Here is a 16,896-nt window from a genome sequence, read left to right on the forward strand (position 1 = left end):
TTCAGTCCTTTTCCGATCCGGTCTCGACACGCGGTTGCTGAGCCTGTTCAAGGGCGGCCCCCGACCCGACCTCCGCCACCCCGGGCACCGCGGCCAGCGCGCGGTCGACCTCGGCCTGCAGGCCGGCGTCGTCCCCGCGGGCAAGCCCCGCGACCTCGACCACGGTAGCCCCATCCTGGGCGACGTACGCCCGCGCCCAGACGCGCCGTCGCGGCGTGAAGAGCGAGACGGTGAGCCCGCCGAGCGCGAGCAGGGAGAACACGAGGACGAACCCGAGCGACGGGTCGTGCCGAAGATCGAGCGCCACGTAGCGGGGCAGCTCGTCGCCGAGGGTCAGGGTGCCGAGCCCGTCCGGCAGGTCGACGGTCTCGCCGGGCCGGGCCAGCACCTTGACCCGCTCGCCGTTCTCGTCGACGGCGGGCGTGAGCGACGCCGTGTCGAGCTCGTACACGTTCTGCGGGGCGCCGTCGTCGAGCCCCAGGTCGCCCGTGTACACCTCGAGCACCAGCAGGGGGTCGACGGGCTGCGGGAACGCGGAGCGGGCGGACCCGTCCGGCTCGACCTCTGCGGTCGGCAGGAAGTAGCCCACCAGCCCGATCTGGTCGAGCCCGGGGGCGACGTCCGGCACCTTCACCACGCCGCGGGACGTGTACATCGTGTCCTGCGGGATGAACGTCACGCGGCCCGCGAAGGCGACCTCGCCCTCGGCGTCGCGCACCGTGATGTCGGGCGCGAACCCGTTGCCCTGCAGGTAGATCTTGGCCCCGTCGACGACCAGCGGGTGGTTCACCTTCACGATCTCCGGCCGCTGCTCGCCCGAGGGCTCGGTCACCGTCACGTGTGCCGTGAAGTCGCGCGCCTGCGCGAACGCCACGGTGTCGCTCGCGAACTCCGACACGAACCGGTCGAGCGTCATGGAGAACGGCACCAGCGACTCCGGCCGGAACCAGGCGCCCTTCTCGAAGGTGTCGTAGTCGACGACGGCGTTCGCGAACCCGCGGCCCTCGGTGACGATGGCCTGGCCGCGGTAGTGCAGCAGCTGGCCCGTCGCCACCGACACGAGCAGCCCGACCAGCGCCAGGTGGAACACCAGGTTCCCGCTCTCGCGCAGGTAGCCGCGCTCGGCGCTCACGGTGGCGGACGCCGGTCGCGCAGCGCCGCGTTCGGTCTCCTCACCACGGTCCACGCGGAACATGGGCAGCCACGAGATCTTGCCGCGCAGGCGGGCGGCGACGGCGTCGGCGGCCTCCTCGGGGGAAGCGGTGGTGGTGCCGGAGGCCTTGGCCGGGAACCGGTTGAACCGGGACGGCACGCGCGGCGGGCGGCCGCGCAGGGCGCGGTAGTGCGCCATCGACCGCGGCAGGATGCAGCCCACCAGCGAGACGAACAGCAGGATGTAGATCGCGGAGAACCAGACCGACGAGTAGACGTCGAAGAACCCGGCCTTGTCGAGCCACTCCCCCGCCGTCGGATGGTCGGCGAGGTACTCGATGACGCCTGCCGCGTCCTGGTTGCGCTGCGGGAGCACCGACCCCGGCACCGCCGCGACGGCGAGCAGCATGAGCAGCATGAGCGCCACGCGCATCGACGTGAGCTGGCGCCACATCCAGCGCAGCGTGCCCACCACGCCGAGCGCGGGCGCGTTGGGCCTGGCGGGCTTCTGTTCGCCGGACGCCGGCTGCTCACCGGACGTCGGCTCACCCTGCGTGAACTCGTCCGCGATCCCCTCGGGGACGTAGGTGCCGTCCCCACCCGTGCGCCTTGCCATCAGATCACCGTCTCGAATCCACCGATCCAGAGCTGCATGGCACCGGTGAGCTGTGTCCACAGCCCCGTGACCAGCAGCAGCCCGACCAGCACCAGCATCCCGCCGCCGATGCGCAGCGCCGCGAGGCGGTGCCGGCGCAGGAAGTCCATCATGCGCTCCGAGCTCCCCAGCCCGAGGGCGACCAGCAGGAACGGCACGCCCAGGCCGATGCAGTAGGCGACGCCGAGCAGCGCGCCACGGCCGGCGGACGCCTCGTCGATCGCGAGCGCCTGCACGGCGCCGAGGGTGGGGCCGATGCAGGGCGTCCAGCCGAGGCCGAACACGATGCCGAGCAGCGGCGCGCCCCAGAGGCCGGCGCGCGGCGTCACGTGGAACCGTGCCTCGCGCTGCAGGAACGGGACCGCGCCGAGGAAGCCGAGACCGAGCAGGACGACCACCGCGCCGAGCACGCGGGTGATGACGTCCTCCCAGCGCACGAGGTAGCTGCCGAGGCCGCCGAACGCGGCGCCGAACGAGACGAAGACGACGGTGAAGCCGAGCACGAACAGCGCGACGCCCGCGACGACGCGGGAGCGGGCGGGCTTGACGCGCGTCGCCAGGGCCCCGCCGGTCCCGCCGGCCTCGGCGGTCGCGTTCATCGAGGCGGCGGCCATGCCGCTCACGTAGCCGATGTACCCGGGCACGAGCGGCAGCACGCACGGCGACGCGAACGACACGAGGCCCGCCAGCATCGCCACGGGCACCGCCAGCAGCAGCGACCCGCTGAACGCGGTGACCGCGAGCCCGTCACCGACGGCGGTCGCGACAGTGCTGGAAAGCATCAGGCGGCCTCCGCCAGGACCTCGTCGATGAGGGCCTCGAGCGTCGAGCCCTCCGCCTGGCCGACGACTCGCGCCGCCACGTGGCCCTCCTGGTCCAGGATCACGGTGGACGGCACGGCCTGCAGCGGCACGACGCCGGACAGGCCCGCGATCACGGCACCGCTGCGGTCCTCGACGCTCGGGTAGGGCACCTCGAAGGTGCGCTGGAACGCCTGTGCGGCGCCGGCGTCGTCCTCCGTGTTGATGCCGAGGAACTGCACGCCCTCCTTCGAGGAGGCGAGGTCCACGAGGTCGGGCGCCTCGGCGCGGCACGGCGCGCACGAGGCGTACCAGGTGTTCACGACCACGACGTCACCCGCCCAGTCGGCGGTGTCGACGTCGTTGCCCTCGAAGTCGGTGCCCTCGATGGCGACAGGCCCCTTGCGGTCCCCGACGTCGTACGTCTGCACCGACCCGTCCCCGGAGACGTAGCCCTGTCCGACGACGTCGCCGGCGCCGGACTCCTCGGGCGTGCACCCGGCGAGGGCGGCCACCAGGCCGATGACGATGCCGACCGCCACTATCCACTGCACGACCTTGAAGGTCTTACCCCGCATCACGCTCCGGCGACCTTGCTCGCGCCGTCGTAGAGCTCCGCGGCGGGCTCCGTGTAGTGCAGTCCGACGAACCGGTCGTCCTCGAAGTGCAGGGACGTCAGCGAGGCCAGGTTGCACTGGCGGCGGCGCGGGTCGTGCCAGAGCTGGCCGTTCTCGAACGACCGGCGCGTGAGCCAGACCGGGAGCTGGTGGCTGACCAGCACGATCTCGTGGCCCTCCGCGGCCCTGCGCGCGTCCTCGACGGCGCTGCGCATCCGCTCGACCTGCTGCGTGTAGGGCTCACCCCAGGACGGGCGGAACGGGTTCCACATGTACGGCCAGTTGCGCGGGCTCTTGAGCGCGCCCCCGCGGTCGCCGACGGGCAGGCCCTCGAACCTGTTGCCTGCCTCGATGATGCGGTCGTCGGTGGCGAGCTCCAGCCCGAAGCCCTGCGCCACGGGGGCGGCCGTCTCCTGCGCGCGCTGCAGCGGGGAGGCCACCACCCGGATCACGTCGTGACCGGTGCTGGTGAGGTGGTCGGCGACGATCTTCGCCATCGCCTGGCCACGGTCGGAGAGGCGGTAGCCGGGCAGCCGCCCGTACAGGACACCGTCGGGGTTGTACACCTCGCCGTGACGCAGCAGGTGAACCGTCGTGGAAACCATGGCGCCCAGTCTCGCACCCGACCCTGGGTGCCGGTGACCTCGGGAGTGTGGATTACGTCATCCTGCGCCCGACCTGGCGACCGGCCGGGTCAGTCGCAGTGCGCCGTCAGGCCCTCCTCGGTGCCGCCCGAGAGCTTCGAGGACTCGGCCACCTTGGCCATGATCCGGCCGAGCGTCGCGAACTCCTCGGGCTCCAGCGCCTCGACCATGATGCGGCGCACCGCGGCGACGTGGCCGGGCGCCGCTGCCTCCAGGGCCGCACGGCCGGCGTCGGTCATCGTGCAGTTCACGCCGCGCCGGTCACCCTCGGCGGCGCGGCGCTCGACCAGCCCGCGCGACTCCATGCGGGCGACCGTGTGCGTGAGCCGGCTGCGCGACAGCACGAGGCCGTCGGCGAGCGTCGACATCCGCATGGTGAGCTCCGGTGCCTCCGAGAGCTGCACCAGCAGGCTGTACTCGCCGAGGGAGAGATCGAGCGTGCGGTCGTGGACCGCGCCGAGGGCCTCGACGAATCGTGCGGTGCCTTCGAGATAGTGCCGCCAGGAGCCTTGCTGCTCCTCGGTCAGCCACACGTCCTGCTGCTCGACCGTCTGCACCGCCATCTCGCCACCGCCTTCGCGCTCACTCGGACACCCTGCTCGGACACCTGGGAATACGTTACGGGACCCGCTATGTTGGACCACCTCGGGTAGTTGATCTCTAAACTATCCACCCAAATCGCCGCATCAACAAGGAGTCCTCACTCATGGCCACCCCGCTCCCCGCCGGACTCACCACCGGCACCTACGACATCGACACGTCCCACACCTCTGCGGCCTTCTCGGTCCGCCACGCGGGCATCGCGAAGGTGCGCGGCACCATCGCCGTCTCCTCGGGCACCATCACGGTCGGCGAGGACCTCGAGTCGTCGAGCGTCACCGCCGAGCTGGACGCACAGTCGGTCAACACGGGCGACGCCGGTCGTGACGGCCACCTGAAGAGCGCCGACTTCTGGCACGCCGACGAGAACCCCGCCTGGACCTTCTCGTCCACCGCCATCCGCCCCGAGGGCGACGCCTACATCATCTCGGGCGACCTGACCATCAACGGTGTCACCAAGGGCGTCGAGCTGGAGACCGAGTTCACCGGCACCGCCAAGGACCCGTTCGGCAACAACCGCGCCGGCTTCGAGGCCGCCCTCGAGATCAACCGCAAGGAGTTCGGCCTGACCTGGAACGCCTCGCTGGAGACCGGCGGCTTCCTCGTGGGCGACAAGGTGAAGATCACCCTGGACGTCAGCGCGATCGCCAAGGCCTGATCTCCTCGATCGACCCTCAGCGAGGACGCGAGGTCCGCGAAGTAGAGCGCCTGTCCGAGTCTCCCCGGCGCAACCGGGGAGACCCGGACAGGCGCTCTACTTCGCGGACCTCGCGACGGCACGGGCTATGTCCTTGATGTCGGCGGGGCGCACCCGGCAGCAACCGCCCACGATCCGCGCCCCGTCGGCGACCCACTGCCGCGCCTGCTGCCCCGGCTGCGCGGACCGCTCCGGCGAACCCGCCCAGCTGCGCCGCCCGGCATCCCAGCTCTCGCCGCTGTTCGGGTAGGCGATCCCCGGCTTCCCGGTCACGTCCCTTGCCGTGACGACCGCCGCCGGCACGTCCGACGGCGCACAGCAGTTGACCCCAACCGCCACGACCTCCGGCACGTCCCGGGCGACGGCGAACGCCTCGGCCAGCGACTGCCCGGCGCGGGTGCGGTCGCCGTCGATGCTGTACGTCAGCCACACGGGGATGCCCATGCCGGAGACCACCGACATGAGCGCTTCCGCCTCGTCCAGGTCCGGGATGGTCTCGAGCGCCAGCACGTCCGGTCCGGCGTCGGCCAGGACTTCCAGCCGACGTCGGTGCCACGCTGCCAGCTCAGCCACGCTCAGCCCGTACCGGCCCCGGTACTCCGACCCGTCGGCCAGCGTCGCACCGTAGGGGCCCACCGACGCGGCGACCCAGCGTTCCCGCCCGTCGTCGGCCAGCTCGTCGCGGGCGTCGCGGCCCAGCTCGACGCTGCGCCGGAGCAGCCGGACGGCGTCGTCCCGATCGATCCCGCGGGCCTCGAAGCCGTCGAACGAGGCCTGGTAGCTCGCCGTCGTGGCGATCACGGCGCCGGCGCGGAAGAACGACAGGTGGGCGGCCTTGATCTCGTCGGGGGCGTCCGTCAGCAGCCGCGCCGACCACAGGTCGTCCGACAGGTCGTGCCCGCGCGCTTCGAGCTCGGTCGCCAGGCCGCCGTCCGTGACCAGGACCGTGTCGTCGTTCTCCAGGAATCCCACGGGGCGACCCTAAGGGTGCACGATCAGCCACGTCGCGACCGCCGGCCGCACACCCGCGTTCCGGATCCGGTGCGGCACGGAGCACGGGTAGCTGATGGAGTCGCCGGCCGCCAGCACCACCTCGTCGTCGGCCAGCTCGACGGTGAGCTCGCCCGCCACGACGTTGCCGATCTCGTAGCCCTCGTGCTTGAACAGGTCGACGTCGCCGAGGGTGGCCGTGGCGCCGGGCGGGTAGATCGACTCGAAGAAGTCGAGACCGCTGGTCGGGTTGGGCGAGAGCCGGCGGAAGGTGACCCCGCCGTCGAGGGTCACCGGGGACGCCTCCCAGCCGCGGGTGACCGCGATCCCCGCGTGGTCGAGCTCCGTCGTCCCGCCGCGCGGGACGGCGACGGCGTCCGGCGGCTCGAACACGTCGGACAGCGAGACCCCCAGCGCGTCGGTGATCGCGAGCAGGCGCACCACCGAGGGGCGCATGACGTCCCGTTCGATCTGCGAGACGGCGCTGGCCGAGATCCCGAGCGTCGCGGCGAGGCTGCGTGCGGACACACCACGCGCCACGCGGAGGCCGCGGAGCCGGGCACCGAGGGACGGTTCGGAGGACACCGCCGCATCGTACGAGTGCTCCGGGCCTCGTGCGGCCCTCGCCCGCACGACACACCGGGCGACACGCACCGGTTCACGTACCCGACACGCCCCGAAACATGCGTGAAGCGGTCACTGAACATGAGCCTTACGACGTGGTTACCCCGGGGAAACCAGCCGCCTCCCGTTAACCCATAACTTCATATCGACCCAGCGACCACGCTTCGGAAGGCAGTGCTCATGACCGAGAACACGGAGGTGGCGGCCTCCTCGGCGACCGCACCCCAGAACCCGCCCGGCGCCGTCTCCGGCGGTGAGCACGACCTGGTCGAGGCCGCCGGGCACCCGGTGGGGTCGGGCAACGTCAAGCCCTCCTACGACCCCCGCCTCGCCAACGAGGACCTGGCCCCGCTGCGGGAGCAGAAGTGGTCGTCGTACAACATCTTCGCCTTCTGGATGTCCGACGTGCACAGCGTCGGCGGCTACGTCACCGCCGGCAGCCTCTTCGCGCTCGGCATCGCGAGCTGGCAGGTGCTGCTGGCCCTGCTGGTCGGCATCGTCATCGTGCAGGTGTTCACCAACCTGGTCGCGAAGCCCAGCCAGAGCACCGGCGTGCCGTACCCGGTGATCAACCGCGCAGTCTTCGGCGTCAAGGGCGCGAACATCCCGGCGATCATCCGCGGCCTCATCGCCGTGGCCTGGTACGGCGTGCAGACGTTCCTCGCCGCGCAGGCGCTGAACATCGTGTTCCTCAAGTTCATCCCTGCCAGCGCCGCGCTCCTGGAGCCGACGTTCCTCGGGCTGAACGCCCTGGGCTGGATCTCGTACGCCGTGCTCTGGTTCGCGCAGGCAGCGCTGTTCTGGAACGGCATGGAGACCATCCGGCGGTTCATCGACTGGGCCGGTCCCGCCGTCTACGTCGTGATGATCGTGCTGGCGGTCTACCTCGTCTCGGAGGCGGGCTGGTCCAACATCAGCCTGGACCTCTCCGAGGGCGAGCCGCTGACCGGGTGGGCCTCGGTAGGGGTCTTCTGCACAGCGGTCGCGATCGTCGTGTCGTACTTCTCCGGGCCGATGCTGAACTTCGGCGACTTCGCGCGGTACGGGCGCTCGTTCAAGGCCGTGAAGCGCGGGAACCTGCTGGGCCTGCCGGTCAACTTCCTCTTCTTCTCGCTCCTGACGGTGATCACGGCGTCGGCAACAGTGCCGGTGTTCGGCGAGCTCATCACCGACCCCATCCACACCGTCGAACGCATCGACACCCCGTTCGCCATCCTGCTCGGCGGCCTCACCTTCGTCACCGCGACGGTAGGCATCAACATCGTCGCGAACTTCATCTCCCCCGCGTTCGACTTCTCCAACGTGGCCCCGCAGAAGATCAGCTGGCGCATGGGCGGCATGATCGCCGCGGTCGGGTCCGTGGTCCTGCTGCCCTGGAACTGGTACAACGACGCCGACGCGATCCACTACACGCTCGGCGTGCTCGGCGCCCTGATCGGCCCGCTGTTCGGCATCCTCATCGCCGGCTACTACTTCGCGGCGAAGCAGCGGGTGCTCGTCGACGACATGTTCACCATGTCGCCCGAGGGCGCCTACTGGTACACGAACGGCTACAACCGCAACGGCGTGCTGGCGATCTTCCTGGCCGGCGTGCCGACCGTCCTCCTGGGCGTCCTGCCCAAGCTGATCGCCGACCTCGGGTACTTCGACATCTCCTGGATCGGGAACTACACCTGGTTCATCGGGTGCGGCCTCGGCTTCGTCGCCTTCTGGTGGCTGGAGCGGCTCAGCCCGCAGATCCCGTCGTTCGACGGCGTCACCGAGGGTGTGGCCGACGGCGCAGCGGGCACCAAGGCCTGAAGGTGCGGATCCACCTCATCAACCCCAACACCTCCCGGGCGATGACCGACAAGATCGCGGTCACCGCCCGGGAGGTCGCCGGGCCGGACGTCACCGTCGTCGCCACCTGCCCGGACCCCGGTGCTGGACCGGCCGCCGTCGAGAGCCACACCGACGAGGCGTGGGCGGCGCTCGTGGTGGCGCAGCAGGTCGCGGCGGCGGAGGCGGCCGGCGTCGGTGCGAGCGGCGGAGGGGCGGTCGACGTCGGCCCCGCGGACGGCTACGTCGTCGCCTGCTTCGGCGACCCCGGCCTGGACGCCGCCCGCGAGCTCACGGACGGCCCGGTCGTCGGGATCGCCGAGGCCGCGATGCACGTCGCGACCCTGTCGGGCCGCACGTTCGCGGTGGTCACCACGCTGTCGCGCACGCTGGGCCGCGCGCACGACCTCGTGCGGCGCTACGGCTTCGAGGACGCGTGCGTGGCCATGTACGCGGCGGACGTCCCGGTCCTCGAGCTGGAGGACGCCGGCTCGGCCGCCCGGGAGAAGATCGCCGAGCTCTGCGAGCGCGCGGTCGGCGACGACGGCGCGGACACCGTGGTGCTCGGCTGCGCGGGCATGACCGACCTCTGCGCCGACCTCACGAAGCGCACGGGGGTGCCGGTGATCGACGGCGTGGCGGCCGCCGTCGGCCTGGTGTCCGGCATGGTCCGGATGGGCGTCGGTACGAGCAAACGCGACGAGTACGCGCCCCCGCCCCGGCTACCGGGGAGCGGTTCGAGGATCTGACCCCTGGGACGCCTCGCGGTCGGCCGTCCAACGGTAATCACCTGGGGGCAGCGCAGTTCCCGGCGGCACAGGCTCGGTGCGGCGCCAAACCTCACCCCGGCGATCGACGCCAACCGCTACGACCCTCGCGTCCGCGGAGCCGATCTCCTCCCACAGGTGCTCGGAGATGAGTCGAAGCGCGCCCTCGGTCGGATCGACGTCAGGAAAGGCATCCCGCGCGTCTTGCTGGGCGAGTTCGATGAATCGCTGCAGGCCACCCAGGTCGACGATGAACTCCACGGGAGCTTCTTCAGGCGGCACCCGCACAAGAGCGCGAGCCTCCCGCGCGTCGACCTCGATGCGGTCCAGAACCTCGCCACCCCGAGAGATCAGGTCACGGGCGAGGTCGCGGCTGGCCCCGGAGATCAACACTGGGCTCCTGACGGGTAGGCGGTGATCACGCGATGACTAACGCGGGCCACGGAAACCTTGGGGTAGTACGACCCCACGGCCTCCTTGGTGCGGTTGTCGATCAGCAGGATCTTGCGTGAATAGCAGAACGTATCGTCGGACGCCCGGTACCTGATCTTGTCCGGATCCCTGAGCGCCCAATGGATCCCGTAGTCGCCGGTGTCACGCCAGTTTTCCTGCGCCACCGCGGCCCGAGACTGCCACTCGCTCAGATGCCTCTTGAGAATATGCCTGTATCCCCAACGCTCGTTGCCACACGTCAAGTTCGAACCGCCGTACGTGATCGACTTGCCGCCGACGTGACCCTGAGAACGGCCCTTGAAGGCTCTGATGACCTTCAGACTGCTGCCGAAGATTCCGCATGCGCCCATGTCTCGCTCGGCGTTGCCGCCAACCTATCCATCTGGATGTCTTCTGCAGACTCAGCAACCCACGAGTATTGCGGGCTTCCCGGCCCCATGGCCTGATCTGAGTCTCCCGAAGAGTGCGTCAGACTTTCAGAAGCCGCTGCGCCACCCATTCCAGTCCCCACCATTGCTGCTGCGACGATCAGCGTGGCCAGCTGTCGAAAGCGGAGTCGGTTCAAGAGTCCCCCATAGTTCTGACCGCCACAGCCCAGGCGGCATGGGCAACACGCTAACTGCATGGGCGCGCGGCAGCACCTGGACATTGAGCCGGGATGGGCCGTCAGAACAAGCGAAACGAGTATGACCCCATACCCCGGCAAGCGGTTCGCGGAACCAACGGGGCTGACTCCCCTTCAGCAGGCTTCCGAGGAGCTGCAACCCCAGGTCTACGGCACCCTAGAGCCTGTTGAACCATGGTCAGGAGCGTGGCTCCGCCGTCGCCGCGCGGCGCACCAGCACTACCCAGGCCACGAACCAAGGGACGGCCCATACGGCGGACATCATGGCCGCGCGGTCCAGGCCGGCAACGCCGAGCAGGTCCCGCGCTCCGGCGATGTCGTTCGTCGCGACGACCGAGATGCCGATGAGAACTACAGCGACGCCCAGCGGCACGACCCAGAGCGACACCACGACACCCCGAGACCTGTCGCTGCCGCCTGGGCCACCGTCACCCAGCAGCGTGTCGGCCCTACGCATCACCGTGACCAGGACGACTGCGCCGATCGGCGCGGCGACCAGCACCACGCCGAGGATCACCGGGGCGACGATGGCCAGTGTCGACATGCTGGCGTCGAACAGGGCAAAGACGAGGAACCCGATCGGGGACAGGCCGACAATGAACCATCCCCAGACGGTTCCGTGCCGTACGGACCACGGCAGCGTGATGAACGTCCTCGGACGCCCGGCAAAGAGGTCTTCGTCCGTGTAGCCCGCGGGGTCCACCGGATCACCACCGGCCGCGATCAGCAACCGGTCCGGATGCCCGACGCCGAGCCTGGCATCGGAACGGATCGCCGCGACCCGCGCCCGGCGCTCTGCGTCGGTCAGGCCCTCTCCGGCGAAGCTGACGAGCCGCCCCGTTCGGGGGTCCACGTGCTCCAGGTCGGCCGGTCCCGTGCCATGGACGAGCGTGACGTATCCCGCCACGCGCTCCCTGGCCTCCCGGGTGCCCCCGGCAGTGCCGAGCGCCCGCGATACCGTTACCCCGATCGCTCCCGGCAGGCCGACCAGGGCGGCAAGAATCGGCTGGTCAGCGACCCAGAGCAGCACCAGCGCCACCACGCAACAGGCCATGCCGATCCCCAGGCACCAACCATCGACGGCGGACAGACGGTGCGCGGAGACCCCCGACAGCGTCCTTCGCCTGATCCTCGGGTGCCATTCCTCAGTCATTCGGGTCCCCCGGTCGGCCAGCGCATCAGCACAGCCATTCCTATCAGCGCGGCACCAGCCAGAAGGCGTCGCTGAGCCGCACGAGCGGAAGATCACCCGGCACGGTCAGCCTTCGGGGCCGAGAGTCAGAGCGCCGCGGCTCGTGTCGCCGCGTGGAACGCCAGGATCTGCAGCTCGCCGCCGACGTCGACCGAGCGCACCACCACGTCGTCCGGCACCTGCAGCGCGACCGGCGCGAAGCTGAGGATCTCGCGGACGCCCGTGGCCACCACGGCGTCGGCCACGTCCTGGGCCACGTGGCCCGGCAGCGCGAGCACGACCATGCTGACCCGCTCACGCTGGATGATCTGCGCGACGTCGCGCACGTGCTCGACTGTCACGCCCGCCACCCGCGTGCCCACGACGTCGGGCGACGCGTCGAGCAGCGCCACCACCTGGAAGCCCCGCGTCGTGTAGCCGGAGTAGTTCGCGAGGGCGTGCCCGAGGTTACCGATGCCGACTATCGCCAGCCGGTGCTCGGTCTCGAGCCCCAGGGCGACCGTGATGTAGGAGGCGAGCGACTCGACGTCGTACCCGACGCCGCGAGTGCCGAACGAACCCAGGTAGGACAGGTCCTTGCGCAGCTGCGCCGAGCTGACGCCCGAACGCTCGGCGAGCTCCGTCGACGAGGTGAGGGCCACCCCCTCGGCCGCGAGGTCCCGCAGGGCGCGCAGGTAGTACGGCAGCCTCCCTACGGTTGCTGCCGGAACTGTCCCGTCACTGAGTTCGACCACGTGCTGCTCCCCTCCCCGCGACCACTGTGTCGCGGGCGTACGCACACACTGCCGGGATGATCATGCCAGGAGGCGGGCCAGACGCGCACCGTCCACGCGCCAGAAACCTTGCTGGACCCCGTCCACCTCGACCACGGGGACGTAGTCCCCGTACTTCTCCCGCAGTGCGGGCGCGCTGTCGATGTCGACCTCGCGCCATCGGGCTCCTGCGCCCTCGCACACCCGCACCACCACGGCGCGTGCGTCTTCGCACAGATGGCACGCCTCGCGTGTGTACAGGACCACCCGGGCATCGGCAGGACTTGTCACGACCCGAGGTTACGTCACGCGCGGGACCGAACCGTCCGTACCCGGCAGCCGTACGTCTGCCCACCGCACGCCCCAGGCCAGGACCAGGAAGACCACGGCGACGAGGGTGGCGTTGGTCAGCGCGGCGCCGTAGCCGAGCACGGTGACGTCGAGGAAGGGGTACGGGTACCAGCCCGTGGCGGCGCCGCGGACGAACGTGTAGACGAGCCACGCGATCGGGTAGACGACCGACCACCACACGGTCTGCACGCTCACGCGGGGCCGGGGACCCACCCACAGCCAGACGACGACGGCGAGGAGCGGCGCCAGCACGTGCAGCATCGTGTTCGCCACGGCGCCCGACGGCGTCAGCGTCGTCAGGCCGCGCAGCACCGTGTTGTAGACGATCCCCGTGACGGCGATGCACAGCAGCGCGTCGAGCCGCAGGACGCGGAAGACCGGACCGTCGCGCCGCGGGTCCAGCGCCAGCGCCAGCGAGACGCCGCCGATCAGCAGGTTCGACTCGATGGTGAAGTAGCTGAAGAGCCGGACGAAACGCTCGGCGTGGGTGGGCGCGATACCCGGGCCGCCGACGATCGCGGTGACGAGCTCGATCGTGAAGCCGCCGAGGGCGACCACGGCCACCAGGAGGTGGAGGACACGCGCGAGGGTGGCCCGGTCCGGCCCGCTGATCTCTTGGCTCACGCCCCGGTTCTATCACCGGCTGCCGCTGCCTGCCCGGTGTGACCTGCACTACGTGGCGCGCGGATAGAGTGGCCTCCATGCCGTCGACGCACCCCTCGTCCGCCACCGCGGCGTTCTTCGACGTCGACAACACGATCATCCGCGGTGCGAGCGCTTTTCACCTGGCCAAGTCCGCGTACCAGCGCAAGTTCTTCGGCACGCGGGACATCCTCCGCTTCGCCCTGATCCAGGCTCGGTACCTCGTCTTCGGCGAGAACAAGGCCGAGATCGACGAGGTCCGCAACCGCGCCCTGTCGCTCATCGCGGGCCGCAGCGTCGCCGAGGTCGCCACCCTCGGCGAGGAGGTGTGGGACGCCGTGCTGTCCCTGCGGATCTACGCCGGCACGCGCCGCCTGCTCGACGAGCACATCGCGGCGGGCCACCAGGTCTGGCTCATCACCGCCACGCCCGTGGAGATCGCGCAGCTCATCGCGCGCCGGCTGGGCGCGACGGGTGCGCTCGGCACCATCGCGGAGCACAAGGACGGGTTCTACACGGGCCGGCTCAACGGCGACCTGATGCACGGCCAGGCCAAGGCGGCGGCCATCGTCGAGCTCGCGGAGCTGGAGGGCATCGACCTCGACGAGAGCTACGCGTACGGGGACTCGCTCAACGACCTGCCGATGATGCGTTCGGTGGGCCACCCCTGCCCGATCAACCCCGACCTGCGGCTGCGCCGGCACGCGCAGGAGGTGGGCTGGCCCATCCGGGAGTTCCGCGGACGGTCGCAGCGCGCGGCGGGGCGCAGCGTACGCACGGCGTCCTGGGCCGGCGCCGCGTGGGTGCTGGGCCTGGTGCTGCGGGCGGCTCGCCGCCGGCTGCGCGGGCAGTAGCAGCGCACCGCTGACACGAAGAAGGCCCGGCCCCGAGGGGGCCGGGCCTGCTCGTCACGCGCCCGAGGGCGCGAGCGTCACTTCTTGTTGCGGCGCTGGTGGCGCGTCTTACGAAGCAGCTTGCGGTGCTTCTTCTTCGCCATACGCTTGCGGCGCTTCTTGATGACGGAGCCCATAGGTCCTCGCAATGTTCGATCGGTCGGCGGCAGCCCGACGACGGGCCGCTCAGCGAAATGGTCCACGGTTGGTCCGGGACAGTGACGCCAGGGAGTGACGATGGCCGACCAACACGAAAGGGAGTCCGCTGCCTAGGCTACCTGGTCTGACGCGCGCCCCGTAATCGGGGGCGGTGTGAGGTGCGCCGAACCTGTCCCGGAGCCGTAGCGAACCCGTCCCGAAGCCCGGTTCACGGCCTCGCGGCGAACCGTTCGAGGAGGTCCGCGTGGCCGGAGCAGACGAGCAGGTCGTTGGCGGAGATCCGCGTCTCCGGCGTCGCGTAGACGAAGTCGACACCCGGTGACTTCACGCCGATCACCGTGATGCCGTACCGCTTGCGGATGTTGGACTGCGCGAGCGTGAAGCCCTGTGCCTCCTTGGGCGGGCGCATCTTCACGATGGTGAAGCCGTCCTCGACCTCGATGTAGTCGAGCAGCTTGCCGCTCACGAGGTGGGCGACGCGCGAACCGGCGTCGGCCTCCGGGAAGACCACGTGGTGCGCGCCGATGCGGGTCAGGATGCGGCCGTGCTCGGCGGAGATGGCCTTGGCCCAGATCTGGGGCGTACCGAGGTCCACCAGGTTGCCCGTGATCAGCACGGACGCCTCGAGCGACGAGCCGACGCCGACCACTGCCACGCCGAAGTCCTTGGCGCCCAGCTGCTCCAGCGCCTCCGGGTTGGACGCGTCGGCCTCCACCAGCGGCAGCCGCCCGGACCACTGGGCCACCAGGACCGGGTCCTGCTCGACGGCGAGCACGTCCTGGCCGAGCCGGTCCAGGGTCGCGCCGATCGACGACCCGAACCGCCCCAGTCCGATCACGAGCACACCCGCATCCCGCTCGGGCTTCTTCTCCGGCACGGTATTCCTCTCTAGCCGCTTGTCAGACGTACAGGTCACCCTAGTGACCCGTGCGCCTGACACTCTCGTCAGTTAACCGATAATCGGGCGTTCTTCTGGGAAGCGTACGATGCGCCGCCGGTCGCGTAGCGCAAGCACCGCGACCACCGTGACCGCGCCGGTGCGCCCCACGAACATGAGGAGAGCCAGCACGTATTTCCCGGCGTCGGGCAGCTCGTGCGTGATGCCCGTGGACAGGCCGACGGTCGCGAACGCCGAGAGCACCTCGAACAGCACCTGCGACAGCGGCAGGCCCGTGACCTCCAGCAGCGCGATGCACGAGACGAGCACGATGCTCGCCCCCGTGAACACCACGGCGATGGACAGCCGCAGGACGTCCCGCGGGATGCGGCGGCCGAACGCCTCGATGTCGCGGTCGCCGCGCGCCTCGGCGACGATCGCCAGCAGCATGACGGCGAGCGTGGTCACCTTGATACCGCCGGCGGTCGACGCCGACCCGCCGCCGACGAACATCAGTGCGTCCTGGATGAGCCAGCTCGACTCCGTCATGGCGCCGACGTCGACCGTGCTGAACCCGCCCGAGCGGGGCATGATCCCGGCGAAGAGAGCGGCCAGCAGCTTCTCCCCGAAGGTCAGGGGCCCGAACGTGTCCGGGTTGGCCCACTCCAGCACCAGCAGCAGCAACGCGCCGACGGCGAGCAGCGCGCCGCTCGTCACGAGCGTGAGCTTGCTGTGCAGGGAGAGCCGCTTGGTCCAGTTGTGCCAGCGCTGGCCCGGCCGGGGCAACGCGCGCTGGATGTTGAGGATCACGGGAAAGCCGAGCGCGCCGATGAACACCCCGAGAGCGATCGGCAGCACGAGCGCCCAGTCGCCGACGTGCGGCATCAGGCCCTCGGTCGTGGGCACGAAGCCCGCGTTGTTGAACGCGGAGATCCCGTAGAAGAGCGCGTGCCAGGCGGCGGTGCCGACGTTCTCCTCGATGACGACCAGCCGCGGGAAGATCAGCAGGGCGATCGACAGCTCGAGCGTGGTGGCGGTGACGATGATGACCCGGATCAGCGAGCCGACGTCGCCCAGCCGGCTCGTCTTGGTCTCCGACGCCGTGAGCAGCTTCTGGGTCAGCCCGATCTTGCGCGACACGATCATGCCGAGCAGGGAGGCGACGGTCATGATGCCGAAGCCGCCCACCTTGATGCCCGCGAGGATCACGATCTGCCCGTACAGGGACCAGTAGGTGGCGGTGTCCTGGACCACGAGCCCCGTCACGCACACGGCGGAGACCGCGGTGAACAGGGCGTCGACCAGGCGAGCGCCTTCGCCGTCGGCGGTGGCGAACGGCACCGTCAGGAGCGCCGCGAACAGCACGACCACACACGCGAAGACGGTGACCGCCAGCCGCGCCGGCGCCCGGAAGGCGAGCTCGTCGACGAGCTCCCGCAGCCCGAACAGCCGGTTCCGCAGGCTCCCCGCCATCCGCTCCGCTCCCTCCACCATGTCCCGGTCGATCGACGCCCTACTCTGCCACGCAACGGCAGCCGTTCTGAGCAGAAACCCTGAGCCGGACAGCGAGCCTTTAGACGGCTGTTGC

Annotated in this window: 20 protein-coding genes; 4 read left to right on the plus strand and 16 right to left on the minus strand. The window is 70.3% G+C overall.

Going from position 1 to position 16,896, the window contains the following annotated elements; translation table 11 throughout:
- Position 1 precedes the first annotated feature (1 nt).
- From resB to ACNYC2_RS25080, 5 genes are all read right to left on the minus strand, one after another.
- A complete protein-coding gene (resB, locus tag ACNYC2_RS25060) occupies positions 2 to 1,768 on the minus strand; it encodes a cytochrome c biogenesis protein ResB (RefSeq protein WP_419704351.1) in 1,767 nt (588 codons plus the stop codon).
- Positions 1,768 to 2,589: a cytochrome c biogenesis CcdA family protein gene (locus ACNYC2_RS25065; protein ID WP_419704352.1), complete on the minus strand. Its 822-nt coding sequence runs from the start codon at positions 2,587 to 2,589 to the stop codon at positions 1,768 to 1,770. The genes resB and ACNYC2_RS25065 overlap by 1 nt, the downstream gene beginning before the upstream one ends.
- On the minus strand, positions 2,589 to 3,185 hold the full coding sequence (locus ACNYC2_RS25070; RefSeq protein ID WP_419707901.1) for a TlpA family protein disulfide reductase: 597 nt from the start codon (positions 3,183 to 3,185) through the stop codon (positions 2,589 to 2,591). Before ACNYC2_RS25070 ends, ACNYC2_RS25065 begins: the two co-directional genes overlap by 1 nt.
- Entirely contained in the window at positions 3,185 to 3,829 is a 645-nt protein-coding gene (locus ACNYC2_RS25075; protein ID WP_419704353.1) for a histidine phosphatase family protein, read from the minus strand. Before ACNYC2_RS25075 ends, ACNYC2_RS25070 begins: the two co-directional genes overlap by 1 nt.
- Before the next feature lie 89 nt (positions 3,830 to 3,918).
- Positions 3,919 to 4,431 (minus strand): MarR family winged helix-turn-helix transcriptional regulator, encoded by a 513-nt coding sequence (locus tag ACNYC2_RS25080; protein ID WP_419704354.1) that lies wholly within the window; start codon positions 4,429 to 4,431, stop codon positions 3,919 to 3,921.
- 143 nt (positions 4,432 to 4,574) lie between these two features.
- Between ACNYC2_RS25080 and ACNYC2_RS25085 the strand changes: the two genes are divergently transcribed.
- Complete coding sequence (locus tag ACNYC2_RS25085) at positions 4,575 to 5,126, plus strand: YceI family protein (RefSeq protein ID WP_419704355.1); 552 nt, start codon at positions 4,575 to 4,577, stop codon at positions 5,124 to 5,126.
- Between the two features lie 96 nt (positions 5,127 to 5,222).
- On the opposite strand, the gene mmuM is transcribed toward ACNYC2_RS25085, so the two are convergent.
- Together mmuM and ACNYC2_RS25095 are read right to left on the minus strand one after the other, a co-directional pair.
- Complete coding sequence (mmuM, locus tag ACNYC2_RS25090; protein ID WP_419704356.1) at positions 5,223 to 6,137, minus strand: homocysteine S-methyltransferase; 915 nt, start codon at positions 6,135 to 6,137, stop codon at positions 5,223 to 5,225.
- 9 nt (positions 6,138 to 6,146) lie between these two features.
- A complete protein-coding gene (locus ACNYC2_RS25095; protein ID WP_419704357.1) occupies positions 6,147 to 6,740 on the minus strand; it encodes a helix-turn-helix domain-containing protein in 594 nt (197 codons plus the stop codon).
- Positions 6,741 to 6,959: 219 nt separating this feature from the next.
- Between ACNYC2_RS25095 and ACNYC2_RS25100 the strand changes: the two genes are divergently transcribed.
- Both ACNYC2_RS25100 and ACNYC2_RS25105 read left to right on the plus strand, forming a co-directional pair.
- Complete coding sequence (locus tag ACNYC2_RS25100) at positions 6,960 to 8,579, plus strand: NCS1 family nucleobase:cation symporter-1 (RefSeq protein ID WP_419704358.1); 1,620 nt, start codon at positions 6,960 to 6,962, stop codon at positions 8,577 to 8,579.
- A 2-nt stretch (positions 8,580 to 8,581) separates the two neighbouring features.
- Positions 8,582 to 9,346, plus strand: a complete 765-nt coding sequence (locus tag ACNYC2_RS25105) for an aspartate/glutamate racemase family protein (protein ID WP_419704359.1) — start codon at positions 8,582 to 8,584, stop codon at positions 9,344 to 9,346.
- On the opposite strand, the gene ACNYC2_RS25110 is transcribed toward ACNYC2_RS25105, so the two are convergent.
- The 6 genes from ACNYC2_RS25110 to ACNYC2_RS25135 form a co-directional block, all read right to left on the minus strand.
- Positions 9,320 to 9,754 carry a hypothetical protein gene (locus ACNYC2_RS25110; RefSeq protein WP_419704360.1) on the minus strand — a complete coding sequence of 145 codons (435 nt, stop codon included), beginning with the start codon at positions 9,752 to 9,754 and terminating at the stop codon, positions 9,320 to 9,322. The genes ACNYC2_RS25105 and ACNYC2_RS25110 overlap by 27 nt on opposite strands.
- On the minus strand, positions 9,751 to 10,167 hold the full coding sequence (locus ACNYC2_RS25115) for a hypothetical protein (protein WP_419704361.1): 417 nt from the start codon (positions 10,165 to 10,167) through the stop codon (positions 9,751 to 9,753). Before ACNYC2_RS25115 ends, ACNYC2_RS25110 begins: the two co-directional genes overlap by 4 nt.
- Positions 10,168 to 10,620: 453 nt before the next feature.
- The gene (locus ACNYC2_RS25120; protein ID WP_419704362.1) at positions 10,621 to 11,496 is read right to left on the minus strand and encodes a hypothetical protein; all 876 of its coding nucleotides are present in this window, start codon (positions 11,494 to 11,496) and stop codon (positions 10,621 to 10,623) included.
- 224 nt (positions 11,497 to 11,720) lie between these two features.
- Complete coding sequence (locus ACNYC2_RS25125) at positions 11,721 to 12,368, minus strand: redox-sensing transcriptional repressor Rex (protein WP_419704363.1); 648 nt, start codon at positions 12,366 to 12,368, stop codon at positions 11,721 to 11,723.
- Between the two features lie 60 nt (positions 12,369 to 12,428).
- A complete protein-coding gene (locus ACNYC2_RS25130) occupies positions 12,429 to 12,677 on the minus strand; it encodes a glutaredoxin family protein (protein ID WP_357456393.1) in 249 nt (82 codons plus the stop codon).
- Between the two features lie 9 nt (positions 12,678 to 12,686).
- On the minus strand, positions 12,687 to 13,361 hold the full coding sequence (locus ACNYC2_RS25135) for a Pr6Pr family membrane protein (RefSeq protein WP_419704364.1): 675 nt from the start codon (positions 13,359 to 13,361) through the stop codon (positions 12,687 to 12,689).
- Positions 13,362 to 13,438: 77 nt separating this feature from the next.
- On the opposite strand from ACNYC2_RS25135, the gene ACNYC2_RS25140 reads away from it, so the two are divergent.
- A complete protein-coding gene (locus tag ACNYC2_RS25140; RefSeq protein ID WP_419704365.1) occupies positions 13,439 to 14,233 on the plus strand; it encodes an HAD family hydrolase in 795 nt (264 codons plus the stop codon).
- Positions 14,234 to 14,310: 77 nt separating this feature from the next.
- Here the strand turns inward: ACNYC2_RS25140 and ACNYC2_RS25145 are convergent, their stop codons facing one another.
- The 3 genes from ACNYC2_RS25145 to ACNYC2_RS25155 all read right to left on the minus strand — a co-directional run bounded on the left by ACNYC2_RS25145 (position 14,311) and on the right by ACNYC2_RS25155 (position 16,802).
- A complete protein-coding gene (locus ACNYC2_RS25145; protein WP_003792170.1) occupies positions 14,311 to 14,409 on the minus strand; it encodes a 30S ribosomal protein bS22 in 99 nt (32 codons plus the stop codon).
- A 230-nt stretch (positions 14,410 to 14,639) separates the two neighbouring features.
- Positions 14,640 to 15,308 (minus strand): potassium channel family protein, encoded by a 669-nt coding sequence (locus tag ACNYC2_RS25150; RefSeq protein ID WP_116673486.1) that lies wholly within the window; start codon positions 15,306 to 15,308, stop codon positions 14,640 to 14,642.
- Between the two features lie 72 nt (positions 15,309 to 15,380).
- Complete coding sequence (locus ACNYC2_RS25155) at positions 15,381 to 16,802, minus strand: TrkH family potassium uptake protein (protein ID WP_419704366.1); 1,422 nt, start codon at positions 16,800 to 16,802, stop codon at positions 15,381 to 15,383.
- Positions 16,803 to 16,896 lie beyond the last annotated feature (94 nt).

Origin of the sequence: Promicromonospora sp. NFX87 (assembly GCF_048564965.1) — a bacterium.
Taxonomy (GTDB): Bacteria; Actinomycetota; Actinomycetes; order Actinomycetales; family Cellulomonadaceae; genus Promicromonospora.